A 13,139-nucleotide genomic window follows, 5' to 3' on the forward strand; every position below is an offset into this window, starting at 1 on the left:
CCTTCTCCAGGACTCAGGCGGTGAACCGGATCCGTGCCGGCACCGCAGGTCGGGTCGTGCAGGGTCGTGCGGGAAATGCCGACAGGTATAGTCCACTTGACGTCCGTGGACAAGATCGAGTGCACGGTTCCCCTTGGGTCTTTTCCGAGTTGAGACCTGCCGGAAATATGAGCCCGCGCCAGGTGCCGCGCAGGAAAAATTCGCGACATTACTCCCCGAATGCCACAGCCAACACCCTTGACACCCCGGGCGACTTCACCACCTACTGGTTCCTGCGTCCCGCAGCTGACAACGTTGTCCGAAGGGGGCGCAGGAGGGGAATCCGTAGATGCAGCGGAGAACTCGGCACAGATGGGGTCCGGCGGCCGTCCTGACGGTCGCCTTCGTCATGACCGTCGGCGCGCAGGGCGCCGCGGTGGCCCGGCCGGCCGGACCCGTGGCGCCCGACCGGGAGTTCGCGTCCTCGTTCGAGGCGGGCGAGCCGGCACCGGACTGGCTGAACACCGTGGACACCGGCCCGGACGGGAGCAAGCGGGCGTCGGGCGTCGACGGCGGCTACAGCACCGGCATCCCGGGCAATGTGACCGACCATGTCACCGAGGTCCGGGCCGGCGGCGAGAACGCGGGCGCCGGCGAGGTGAAGGAGAACCTGGTCGACGGCGAGCCGGGCACCAAGTGGCTGACCTTCGAGCCGTCGGGCTGGGCGGAGTTCGACCTGGACCGGCCGGCCGGCATCCGGACGTACGCGCTCACCTCGGCCAACGACTACGCCGAGCGCGACCCCAGGGACTGGACCCTGAAGGCCTCCGCCGACGGCACGCACTGGACGACGGTCGACACCCGCTCGGGCGAGACCTTCTCCGAGCGGTACCTGACCAAGTCGTACGACCTGGCCGAACCGGCCGTCTACCGGCACTTCCGGCTGGAGGTGACGCGCAACAACGGCGCCCCGGACCTCCTCCAGCTCGCCGACGTGCAGTTCTCCACCGGGGGCGGCGGCGGGCCGGTGCCCGAGGACATGCTGACCCTGGTGGACAAGGGCCCCAGCGGCTCCCCGACCGCCAAGGCGCGGGCCGGGTTCACCGGGAGGCGCGCGCTGCGCTACGCCGGCCGGCACACGGCGGACGGCCGCGCCCACTCGTCCAACAAGGTCTTCGACGTGAACGTGCGGGTCGGCCGGGACACCGAGCTGGCGTACCGGATCTTCCCGTCGATGGCCGACGGCGACCGCGACTACGACGCGACCTTCGTCTCCGTCGACCTGGCCTTCACCGACGGCACCTACCTCAGCGATCTCGGCGCCCTGGACCGGCACGGCTTCCCGCTCTCCCCGCGCGGGCAGGGCGCGTCGAAGGCGCTGTACGTCAACCAGTGGAACGACGTGGCCGCGCGGATCGGCCCGGTGGCGGCCGGGAGGACCGTCGACCGGATCCTGGTGGCCTACGACTCCCCCAACGGCCCGGCGAAGTTCCGCGGCTGGCTGGACGACGTGTCCCTGAAGCCGGTGGCGCCCGCGAAACCCAAGGCACACCTGGCGGACTACGCGCTGACCACCCGCGGCACCCACTCCAGCGGCAGCTTCTCGCGCGGCAACACCTTCCCGGCGACCGCCGTGCCGCACGGCTTCAACTTCTGGACGCCGGTGACCAACGCGTCCTCGCTGAGCTGGCTGTACGAGTACGCGCGGGCGAACAACGCGGACAACCTGCCGACGGTCCAGGCGTTCAGCGCGAGCCATGAGCCGAGCCCGTGGATGGGCGACCGGCAGACCTTCCAGGTGATGCCGTCGGCCGCGGCCGGCACCCCGGACACCGGCCGCGAGGCGCGCGCCCTGCCCTTCCGGCACGAGCACGAGACCGCGCGGCCCTACTACTACGGGGTCCGGTTCGAGAACGGTCTCAAGGCCGAGATGACCCCGACCGACCACGCGGCCGTGCTGCGCTTCACCTACCCCGGCGACGACGCGAGCGTGCTGTTCGACAACGTCACCGAGCAGGCCGGGCTGACGCTCGACAAGGAGCACGGGACCGTCACCGGCTACTCGGACGTGAAGTCGGGCCTGTCCACGGGGGCCACCCGGCTGTTCGTGTACGGCGAGTTCGACCAGCCGGTGACGGACGGCGCGGCGAGCGGGGTGAAGGGTTACCTGCGCTTCGCCGCGGGCGCCGGCCGCACCGTCACCCTGCGCCTGGCGACCTCGCTGATCGGCGTCGACCAGGCGAGGGAGAACCTGCGCCGAGAGATCCCCGAGGGCACGTCCTTCGACACCGTGCGGGCGCGCGCCCTGCGGGCCTGGGACGAACTGCTCGGCAAGGTCGAGGTGGAGGGCGCGACCGAGGACCAGCTGACCACGCTCTACTCCGGCCTGTACCGGCTGTACCTGTACCCCAACTCCGGTTCCGAGAAGGTGGGCGGCAAGGACCGCTACGCGTCCCCGTTCTCCCCGATGCCGGGCCCGGACACCGCCACGCACACCGGAGCGAAGATCGTCGACGGCAAGGTGTACGTCAACAACGGTTTCTGGGACACCTATCGCACCACCTGGCCCGCCTACTCGTTCCTGACGCCCACTCAGGCGGGCGAGCTGGTCGACGGGTTCGTGCAGCAGTACAAGGACGGCGGCTGGACCTCCCGCTGGTCCTCCCCCGGCTACGCCGACCTGATGACCGGCACCTCCTCGGACGTGGCGTTCGCCGACGCCTACGTCAAGGGTGTGAAGTTCGACGCGAGAGCGGCGTACGACGCGGCCGTGAAGAACGCGACCGTCGTCCCGCCGGTGCCGGGCGTGGGCCGCAAGGGCATGGCCGTCTCGCCCTTCCTCGGCTACACCCCGACCGACACGCACGAGGGCCTGTCCTGGGCGATGGAGGGCTACGTCAACGACTACGGCATCGCGAAGATGGGCGAGGCGCTGTACCGGAAGACTGGCGAGAGGCGCTATCAGGAAGAGTCGCGGTACTTCCTCGACCGGGCCCGCGACTACGTGAAGCTGTTCGACACCAGCGCGGGCTTCTTCCAGGGCCGGGACGCCGGAGGCGACTGGCGGGTGGACTCCGCGACGTACGACCCGCGGGTGTGGGGCCACGACTACACCGAGACCAACGGCTGGGGCTACGCCTTCTCCGTCCCGCAGGACAGCCGGGGCCTGGCCAACCTGTACGGCGGCCGGCAGGGTCTGGCCGACAAGCTCGACGCGTACTTCGCCACCCCGGAGACGGCCTCCCCGGACTACGTGGGCTCCTACGGCGGTGTCATCCACGAGATGACCGAGGCCCGGGACGTCCGGATGGGCATGTACGGCCACTCCAACCAGGTCGCGCACCACGTCCTGTACATGTACGACGCGGCCGGGCAGCCCTGGAAGACCCAGGCGTACGTGCGCGAGGCGCTGTCCCGGCTGTACACCGGCAGCGAGATCGGGCAGGGCTACCACGGCGACGAGGACAACGGCGAGCAGTCGGCCTGGTACCTATTCTCCGCGCTCGGCTTCTACCCGCTGGTCATGGGCAGCGGCGAGTACGCCATCGGCTCCCCGCTGTTCAAGAAGGCGACCGTGCACCTGGAGAACGGCCGGGACCTGGTGGTGCGGGCCCCGCGCAACAGCGCGAAGAACGTCTATGTGCAGGGTGTCAGGGTCAACGGCCGTCCCTGGGAGTCGACTTCGCTTCCCCACGCGCTGCTGGCCCGGGGCGGGGTGCTGGACTTCTCCATGGGCCCCGAGCCGTCGGCCTGGGGCACGGGCGAGCACGCGGCGCCGGTCTCGATCACCCGGGGCGACCAGGTGCCCGAGCCCCGCGCGGACGTCCTGAAGGGCGCCGGGCCGCTCTTCGACGACACCTCGGCGACGAGCGCGACGCTCACCTCGGCCGGCCTGCCTGCGGAGCGCGCCGTGCGGCCCGTCCGGTACACGCTGACCTCGGGGGCCGACCACACCACCGCACCGTCCGGCTGGACCCTCCAGGGCTCCGCCGACGGCACCGCCTGGCGGACCCTGGACCGCCGCACCGGTGAGGCGTTCGCCTGGGACCGCCAGACCCGTGCCTTCACCGTCACCGCGCCGGGCACGTACGCCCGCTACCGCCTGGTCCTGGACGGCGAGGCCACGCTGGCGGAGGTGGAACTGCTGGCCTGACCGCACACCGGGCGCCCCGCGGGCCGGGGCGCCCGGGCGGTGCGATTTCACCCCCGCTTGACACTCTCCTTGCGCGTTCCGCACAGAGCCGACCCGCGCTTGGGAAACCTGACGAAGCCCTTGAACGGGGGCCGTTGAAACGGCCGTCCCGGGCGAAGAACCTTGAGATCAGGATCCCGTGCGGTGTGCGCGGGGCCGGGGCGGACGGTTGGACGTGGGCGCGTACGGCCCGTCCGCCGGCCCCCGACCGCGCACCGCGCCGGAGCGGAAGGAGGGCGGCGGGCGATGGGACGCCGCGTAGTGATCACCGGAATCGGAGTGCTGGCACCGGGCGCGGTGGGCGTCGAGGACTTCTGGGACCTGCTCAGCGCGGGCCGCACGGCCACGCGCCGGATCACCCTCTTCGACCCGTCGCCGTTCCGCTCCCGGGTCGCCGCCGAGGTCGACCTCGACCCGGCCGGGCACGGGCTCACACAGCGCGAGAGCGCGCGGCTGGACCGGGCCGCCGTGTTCGCCGTGGTCGCGGCCCGGCAGGCGGTGGCGGACAGCGGTCTGCGCACCGCCGCCCTCGACCCGTACCGCACCGGCGTCAGCCTGGGCACCGCCTACGGCACGGTCGCCGGACTGGAGGCGCGGTACCGGACGCTGAGCGACGACGGCCGCCGGGACCCGGCCTGCCCCGGGCGGACACCGGAGCTGTACGACGTGTTCGTGCCGGCCTCCCTCGCCACCGAGGTGGCCTGGACGGTGGACGCCCAGGGACCGGCGACGGTGGTGTCCACCGGCTGCACCGCGGGGATCGACGCCGTCGGGCACGCCGTGCAGGTGATCCGCGAGGGCACCGCCGACGTCATGGTCACCGGTGCGGTGGACGCGCCGATCACCCCGCTGACGGTGGCGGCGTTCGACGCGATCCGGGCCACGAGCACGCTCAACGACCAGGCGGAGACCGCCTCGCGTCCCTTCGACCGCTCCCGCAAGGGGTTCGTCCTCGGCGAGGGCGCGGCGGTGCTCGTCCTGGAGGAACTGGGCTCGGCCCGGCGGCGCGGCGCGCGGGTGCGCGCCGAGATCGCCGGGTACGCCTCGCGGGGCAGCGCGTTCCACATGACGGGGCTGCGCCCGGACGGCACCGATCTGGCGGCGGCCATCGGGGCGGCGCTGGACGAGGCCCGGCTCGACGCCACGGCGGTGGACTACGTCAACGCGCACGGCACGGGCACCCGGCAGAACGACCGGCACGAGACGGCCGCGCTGAAACGGGCCCTGGGCGAGCACGCGCGCCGCACACCGGTCAGCTCCATCAAGTCGATGGTGGGACATTCGCTCGGCGCGATCGGCGCCCTGGAGATAGCCGCCTGCGCCCTGGCCATGGAGCACCAGGTGGTGCCCCCGACCGCGAACCTGCACACACCGGACCCCGAGTGCGATCTCGACTATGTGCCGCTGACCGCCCGCGAACACCGCACCGATGCCGTGCTCACCATCGGCAGTGGTTTCGGGGGCTTCCACAGTGCGATGGTGCTGACCCGTCCCGGGCGGAGCGCCGGATGAGCGGCGACTCGGGCGGCCGGACGGTCATCACCGGGATGGGCGTGGCCACTCCGCACGGGCTGGAGGTGGAGGAGTTCTGGGCCGCCGTCCGCGTCGGCCGGAACGCCATCGGCCCCGTGAGCCGGTTCGACGCCTCGGGCTACCCGGCGCGACTGGCCGGGGAGATCCCCGGCTTCTCGGCCGAGGACCACCTGCCGGGCCCGCTGGTGCCGCAGACCGACCGGACGACCCAGCTGGCGCTGGTCGCGGCGGACCGGGCGCTGCGGGACGCGGGCCTGGCACCCGGGGACCTCCCGCCGTACGGCATGGGGGTGGTGACCGCGGTCGGCGCGGGCGGCGCGGCCTTCGGCGAACGGGAGCTGGGCCGGCTGTGGGGGCTGGGGCCCGGTCATGTCAGCGCCTACCAGTCGTTCGCGTGGTTCCCGGCGGTGAACACCGGGCAGCTGGCGATCCGCAGCGGCAGCCGCGGGCCGAACGGGGTGCTGATCGGCGACCAGGCCGGCGGCCTGGACGCCGTGGGGCAGGCCCGCCGGGAGCTGGGCCGGGGCAGCCGGCTGGTCGCGGCGGGCGGCTTCGAGGCGTCGCTGACCCCGCTCGGCTGGGCGGCCCGGCTGGCCACCGGGCTGATGTCCCGCTCGGACCGGCCGGAGGAGGCCTACGCGCCGTTCCAGCCGACGGCCGGCGGATACGTGCCCGGCGAGGGCGGCGCGCTGCTGATCCTGGAGGAGGAGGCGAGCGCCCGCGCCCGCGGGGCGCGCACCCTGCACGCCGAACTGGCCGGGTACAGCGCGACGCTGGACCCGCCGCCGGGCAGCGGACGGGAGCCGGGACTGCGCCGGGCGATCGAGCTGGCCCTGGCGGACGCGGCGGTCCCGTCGGAGGCGGTGGACGTCGTCTTCGCCGACGCGGCGGGCAGTCCGGAGGCGGACGCGGCGGAGGCCCGGGCCATCAACGCGGTGTTCGGGCCGGGCGGGGTGCCGGTGACCGCGCCGAAGACCACGATCGGACGGCTGCTGGCGGGCGGCGCCCCGGTGGACGTGGTGACCGCCGTCCTCGCCATCCGGGAGGGCCTGATCCCGCCCACCATCAACGTCGGTACGGGCCCGGCCGGCGGCCTGGACCTGGTCGCCGGCCGGCCCCGGACCGCGTCGGTACGGACCGCGCTCGTCCTCGCCCGGGGGCACGGCGGCTTCAACTCGGCGGTGGTGCTGCGGGCGGTCGACTGAACACGGTGGTGCTGCGGGCGGTCGACTGAACACGGTGGCGCTGCGGGCGGTCGACTGAGCACGGTGGCGCTGCGGGCGGTCGACTGAGCACGGTGGTGCTGTGGGTGGTCGACTGAACACGGTGGCGCTGCGGGCGGTCGACTGAACACGGTGGTGCTGTGGGTGGCCGGCCGGGCCTGATTGTGCTCCGGGAGGGGGTCGGCCCGGCCGCGTCCTTCTGACTCGGGGCGGTGCCGGCCGTCCGTCCCGGCCTGTGGCGCGGCGCGGTGCGGACCGCCCGCGTCCGGGCAGCGGCACGATGCGGACCGCCCGCGTCCGGGCTGCGGCGGTGCCGGCCGGGTGACTCTGCCCAGGGGGCCGGCCGATCGTTCCTGACCCGCTGCGGTGCCGCGCGCCCTCGTCCTCCGGGGGCCGGCCCGTCCTCGACCGCGCCCGCGGCCGTCCGACTCCCCCGGGAACGGCCGCGGGCGCCGCATGTCCTTCCCCCCTTCCGGTGCCCGCGCGGCCCGGATCCACGAAGCTCCCGGGTGCCGTACCGGCTCCCGGGTCCGCAGTCATGTCTTTGCCGATCCAGAAAGGGAACCAGACGTGTCCCACCAGGAGTTCACCATCGACGACCTCAAGCGCATCCTGCGGGAGGGCGCCGGCGCGGACGAGGCGGTCGACCTCGACGGCGACATCCTCGACACCGACTTCGAGGAACTCGGTTACGAGTCGCTGGCGTTGCTGGAGACCGGCGGCCGGATCGAGCGGGAGTTCGGGATCACCCTGGACGACGACGTGTTCACCGACGCCCGTACGCCCCGCGCCCTGCTCGCCGTCGTCAACGACGCGCTGAAGGGCCTCGTCGACGCCTGAGGTACGCCACCGGGCCCCTTCCCCCCGGCGGGGCCGCCGCGGCGCACGCGGTGGCCCCGCCCTGTCGTCCCACACCCTCACCCTTCGTCTTCCGTGGCCGTCACCGGCCACATCTCGCGTTCTGGAGGAAACACATGTCGGAGCAGGACAAGCGGGTCGCCGTCGTCACCGGCGCCACCAGCGGTATCGGTCTGGCGGTCGCCCGGCTGCTGGCGGCACAGAACCACCGGGTCTTCATCGGCGCCCGCAACGCGGACAACGTCGCCGCCACCGTCAAGGAACTCACCGACGAGGGGCTGGAGGTCGACGGCGACGTCCTGGACGTGCGGGACGGGGCGAGCGTGCACGCCTGGATCCAGAAGGCCGTGGACCGCTTCGGCACGATCGACGTCGTCGTCAACAACGCGGGCCGCTCGGGCGGTGGCGTGACCGCCGACATCGACCCCGAGCTGTGGCACGACGTCATCGACACCAACCTCAACAGTGTCTTCCGGGTCACCACGGAGGCCCTCAACACCGGTGGGCTGCGGCACAAGAAGCGCGGCCGCATCATCAACATCGCCTCCACCGCCGGCAAGCAGGGCGTCGTCCTGGGCGCCCCGTACTCCGCGTCCAAGCACGGCGTGGTCGGCTTCACCAAGGCCCTCGGCAACGAGCTGGCCCCGACCGGCATCACCGTCAACGCGGTCTGCCCCGGCTATGTCGAGACGCCGATGGCGCAGCGGGTGCGGCAGGGCTACGCCGCCGCCTACGACACCACCGAGGACGCGATCCTGGAGAAGTTCCAGTCCAAGATCCCGCTCGGCCGCTACTCCACCCCCGAGGAGGTCGCCGGACTGGTCGGCTACCTCGCCTCCGACACCGCCGCCTCCATCACCTCCCAGGCCCTCAACGTCTGCGGCGGCCTCGGCAACTTCTGACCCACCCCCCGTTCTCCCACCCCAACTTGACCCGAGGAGCCCGAGCATGTCGCAGCCCGGACTGCGCGAAGTGGAGCACGAGATCGGCGTCGACGCGCCCGCCGCCGCCGTGTACCGCCTGATCGCCGACGTGGCCAACTGGCCGCGCATCTTCCCGCCCACCATCTACGTCGACCACCTGGAGCGCGGGGAGTCCGAGGAGCGGATCCGGATCTGGGCCACCGCGAACGGCGAGGCCAAGAACTGGACCTCGCGCCGCACCCTGGACCCCGAGGGCCTGCGGATCACCTTCCGCCAGGAGGTCTCCGCCCCGCCCGTCGCCGCGATGGGCGGCACCTGGATCATCGAGCCGCTCGGCGAGTCCGCGTCCCGGGTCCGGCTGCTGCACGACTACCGCGCCGTGGACGACGACCCCGCCCACCTGGAGTGGATCGACCAGGCCGTGGACCGCAACTCCCGCTCCGAGCTGGCAGCCCTGAAGACGAACGTCGAGAAGGCCCACGCGGAGCAGGAGCTGACGTTCTCCTTCGAGGACACGGTACGGATCCACGGCTCGGCGAAGGACGTGTACGACTTCGTCAACGACGCCCACCTCTGGTCCGAGCGGCTGCCGCACGTCGCCTCGGTACGGCTGCGCGAGGACACCCCGGGCCTCCAGGAGCTGGAGATGGACACCCGGGCCAAGGACGGGTCGACGCACACCACCAAGTCGTACCGGGTGACCTTCCCGCACCGCCGGATCGCGTACAAGCAGACGACGCTGCCGGCGCTGATGACCCTGCACACCGGCTACTGGACCTTCACCGAGGACGCCGAGGGGGTGCTGGCCTCCTCGCAGCACACGGTCACCCTGAACGCCGCGAACATCGCGCGGGTGCTGGGCGAGCGGGCGACGGTCACGGACGCCCGTGAGTACGTGCACACGGCGCTGTCCACCAACAGCACGGCCACCCTGCACCACGCCAAGCGGTACGCCGAGGAACGGGCCCCGGGGCAGGCCTGACCGTGCCACCCGACAACCACCCCGGCCCGGCCGGGCCTCCGGACACCTTCCGGCCGCCGCCGGGTGCATCCCTGACTCCGGGCACCTCCGGGACGCCGGACGCATCCCTGGCGGCGGGTACCTCCCGGTTTCCCGCTCCCTCCCGGGCTCCGGGTTCTTTCTCGGCGGCGGGCACCTCCCGGACTCCGGATGCATCCCTGGTGTCGGGCGCCTCCCGGACTCCGGATGCATTTCTGGTGTCGGGCGCCTCCCGGACTCCGGGTGCGTCAAAGGCGTCGGGCGCCTCCCTGGCTCACGGCGCGTCACGGGAGGCAGGCGTCACGTCGGCCCAGGGCACGTCACGGGGAGAGGGTGCCCCCCTGGCTCCGGGCTCCTTCCCGGCGGCGGGCACCCGCCTGGCTCCGGACACCTCCCGGACTCCGGCCACCTCCCGGGCGCCGGACACCACCCGGACTCCGGCCACCACCCGGGCCCCGGGCACCTCCCCGGCAGCCGGCACCTCCCCAGCGGCCGACACCTCTCCGGCTCACGGCACGTCTCAGGCAGCGGGCACCCGCCTGGCTCCGGGCACCACCCGGACTCCGGACACCACCCGGGCCCCGGGCACCTCCCCGGCCCACGGCACGTCACGGGCGGCGGGTACCTCCCGGACTCCGGACGCCACCCGGACGCCGGGCACCACCCGGGCCGCGGGCACCTCCCCGGCAGCCGGCACCTCTCCGGCTCACGGCACGTCTCAGGCAGCGGGCACCCGCCTGGCTCCGGGCACCACCCGGACTCCGGACATCACCCGGGCCCCGGGCACCTCCCCGGCTCACGGCACATCACGGGCGGCGGGCAACCCCCTGGCTCCGGACACCTGCCGGGCCCGGGACACCACCCGGATGCCGGACACCTCCCCGGTGCCGGGCGCTTCCCCGGCTCCCCGTGCCGCCCGGGCTCCCGGTGCTTCCCCGGCCGCCGGTGCCGGCACGGCCGCCGGTGCCGGCATGGCCGGGCCGGGGGTCGGGGACGGGGGGTGTCGGTCGTGGGCGGGGGGTGGGGGTGTGACCGTTGTCGTTCGCCGGGAGGCCGGCGTGCCCGCGGCCCCGCCCCCCGGCCGGGTCGACCTCTGGCTGGTGCCGCGGCCCGTCTCGCTGCGGGCCGATGAGCTGGCCTGGGGGGAGCTGGACGCCGGGGAGCGGGCCCGGGCCGGCGCGTTCGTGCGGCCCGGCGACCGGCTGCTGTACACCGCCGCGCACGTGGCGCTGCGCCGGCTGCTCGGCGGGTACACCGCGACCCGGCCCGAGAAGGTACGGCTGCGGCGGGAGCCGTGCCCGGGGTGCGGACGGCCGCACGGCCGGCCGGTGCTCGCCCCGCCCGCCCCGCCGCTGCACTTCTCGCTGTCGCACAGCGGGGACCTCGCGCTGGTCGGCGTGGCCGCCCGGCCCCTCGGCGTGGACGTGCAGCGGCTGCCGGGCGCCGAGGCCGTGGCGCTGTGCCTGCCGGCCCTGCACCCGGACGAGCGGGCCGAGCTGCTGGCGGTTCCGGCCGGGGCGGCGCGCCAGGCGCTGTTCGGCCGGATCTGGACCCGCAAGGAGGCCTATCTCAAGGGCCTGGGCACCGGTCTGCACCGCCCGGCCGGCGCGGACTACCTGGGCGCCGATCCCGCCCGGCACCCGGCCGGCTGGACGGTGCTCGGCATCCCCTGCGGCCCCGGCCACGCCGCCTCCGCCGCCGTGCACGGCACCCCGCCGGCCGTCGCGGAGGTACGCCAGTGGCCCGAGTCCTGGCTCCGGGCCGGCGCCCCGGTACACCCCCCGACCACATCCCAGCAGAAAGGCGGCACGCATGTCCGCAGCACCGGACACGACCGGGACCGAGGACACCTTCCACCGTCGCGTCGACGCGCTGCACGAGATGCGGCGGACGGCCCGCGAGGGTGACCCGGAGGCCACCCGGCGCCAGCACGGCAAGGGCAAGCTGACCGCCCACGAACGCATCGCCCTGCTGCTGGACAAGGGCTCCTTCACCGAGGTGGAGGGGTTGCGCCGGCACCGCGCGACCGGTTTCGGCATGGAGGCCCGCCGCCCGGCCGGCGACGGCGTCGTCACCGGCTGGGGCACGGTGGAGGGCCGTACCGTCTTCGTCTACGCGCACGACTTCCGGGTCTTCGGCGGCGCGCTCGGCGAGGCGCACGCCGCGAAGATCCACAAGCTGATGGACCTGGCGGAGGCGGCCGGCGCGCCGCTGGTGTCGCTCAACGACGGGGCCGGCGCCCGTATCCAGGAGGGGGTGACCGCGCTCGCGGGCTACGGCGGCATCTTCCGCCGCAACACCCGGGCGTCCGGGGTCATCCCGCAGATCAGCGTGATGCTCGGGCCGTGCGCGGGCGGCGCCGCGTACAGCCCCGCGCTCACCGACTTCGTGTTCATGGTGCGCGACACCTCGCAGATGTTCATCACCGGGCCGGACGTGGTGAGGGCGGTGACCGGCGAGGAGATCACCCAGGACGGCCTCGGCGGCGCCGACGTCCACGCGACCGCGTCGGGCGTGGCGCACTTCGTGTACGACTCGGAGGAGGAGTGCCTGGAGGACGTGCGCCACCTGCTGTCGCTGCTGCCGTCGAACAACCGGGAACTCGCCCCGGTGGAGCCGTCCGGGGACCCGGCCGAGCGGCCGAACGACCGGCTGCTGGACCTCGTACCGCTGGAACCGGGGCGGGCCTACGACATGCACGCCGTGATCGAGGAGATCGCCGACGACGGCACGCACTTCGAGGTGCACCCGGGCTGGGCCCCCAACCTGGTGTGCACGCTGGCCCGGCTGGACGGGCACGTCGTCGGGTTCGTCGCGAACAACCCGTCGGTCTCCGCGGGCGTGCTGGACATCGAGGCGTCCGAGAAGGGTGCCCGGTTCGTGCAGTTCTGCGACGCGTTCAACATCCCGCTGGTGACACTGGTGGACGTGCCGGGCTTCCTGCCGGGCGTGGACCAGGAGCACCACGGGATCATCCGGCGCGGTGCGAAGCTGCTGTACGCGTACTGCAACGCCACCGTGCCGCGGATCTCCCTGGTGCTGCGCAAGGCGTACGGCGGTGCCTACATCGTGATGGACTCCCGCTCCATCGGCGCCGACCTGGCGCTGGCCTGGCCCACCAACGAGATCGCGGTGATGGGCGCGGAGGGCGCGGCCAACGTCGTCTTCCGCCGGGAGATCAACGCGGCCGACGACCCGGAGGCGGTGCGGGCCCGGCGGATCGCCGAGTACCGGGAGCGGCTGATGCACCCCTATTACGCGGCCGAACGGGGGCTGGTCGACGATGTGATCGATCCGCGTGAGACCCGCTCGGTGCTGATCCGTTCCCTGCGCATGCTGCGGGCCAAGCACGCCGGTCTGCCCGCGCGCAAGCACGGCAACCCGCCCCAGTGACCGCCGCCCGGCACCGCCGGCACGACCCGAGGAGCAGT

Annotated in this window: 8 protein-coding genes; all 8 read left to right on the forward strand. The window is 73.5% G+C overall.

The window, feature by feature from the left end:
* Positions 1–328: 328 nt before the first annotated feature.
* The 8 genes from AB0E62_RS09755 to AB0E62_RS09790 all read left to right on the forward strand — a co-directional run bounded on the left by AB0E62_RS09755 (position 329) and on the right by AB0E62_RS09790 (position 13,101).
* Complete coding sequence (locus AB0E62_RS09755) at positions 329–4,132, forward strand: GH92 family glycosyl hydrolase (protein WP_362190489.1); 3,804 nt, start codon at positions 329–331, stop codon at positions 4,130–4,132.
* 285 nt (positions 4,133–4,417) lie between these two features.
* Entirely contained in the window at positions 4,418–5,683 is a 1,266-nt protein-coding gene (locus AB0E62_RS09760; protein ID WP_362190491.1) for a beta-ketoacyl-[acyl-carrier-protein] synthase family protein, read from the forward strand.
* The gene (locus AB0E62_RS09765; protein WP_362190493.1) at positions 5,680–6,909 is read left to right on the forward strand and encodes a ketosynthase chain-length factor; all 1,230 of its coding nucleotides are present in this window, start codon (positions 5,680–5,682) and stop codon (positions 6,907–6,909) included. Before AB0E62_RS09760 ends, AB0E62_RS09765 begins: the two co-directional genes overlap by 4 nt.
* Before the next feature lie 588 nt (positions 6,910–7,497).
* Entirely contained in the window at positions 7,498–7,767 is a 270-nt protein-coding gene (locus tag AB0E62_RS09770; protein WP_362190495.1) for an acyl carrier protein, read from the forward strand.
* Positions 7,768–7,901: 134 nt separating this feature from the next.
* Positions 7,902–8,687: a 3-oxoacyl-ACP reductase FabG gene (gene fabG / locus AB0E62_RS09775; RefSeq protein ID WP_362190497.1), complete on the forward strand. Its 786-nt coding sequence runs from the start codon at positions 7,902–7,904 to the stop codon at positions 8,685–8,687.
* Positions 8,688–8,733: 46 nt separating this feature from the next.
* Entirely contained in the window at positions 8,734–9,690 is a 957-nt protein-coding gene (locus AB0E62_RS09780; protein WP_362190499.1) for an aromatase/cyclase, read from the forward strand.
* A gap of 1,046 nt (positions 9,691–10,736) precedes the next feature.
* Complete coding sequence (locus AB0E62_RS09785; RefSeq protein ID WP_362190501.1) at positions 10,737–11,615, forward strand: 4'-phosphopantetheinyl transferase superfamily protein; 879 nt, start codon at positions 10,737–10,739, stop codon at positions 11,613–11,615.
* Positions 11,521–13,101, forward strand: coding sequence for an acyl-CoA carboxylase subunit beta (locus AB0E62_RS09790; protein WP_362190503.1), 1,581 nt, complete (start codon positions 11,521–11,523; stop codon positions 13,099–13,101). The genes AB0E62_RS09785 and AB0E62_RS09790 overlap by 95 nt, the downstream gene beginning before the upstream one ends.
* Positions 13,102–13,139: the final 38 nt, after the last annotated feature.

It is taken from the genome of Streptomyces sp. NPDC038707 (assembly GCF_040636485.1).
GTDB lineage: Bacteria > Actinomycetota > Actinomycetes > Streptomycetales > Streptomycetaceae > Streptomyces.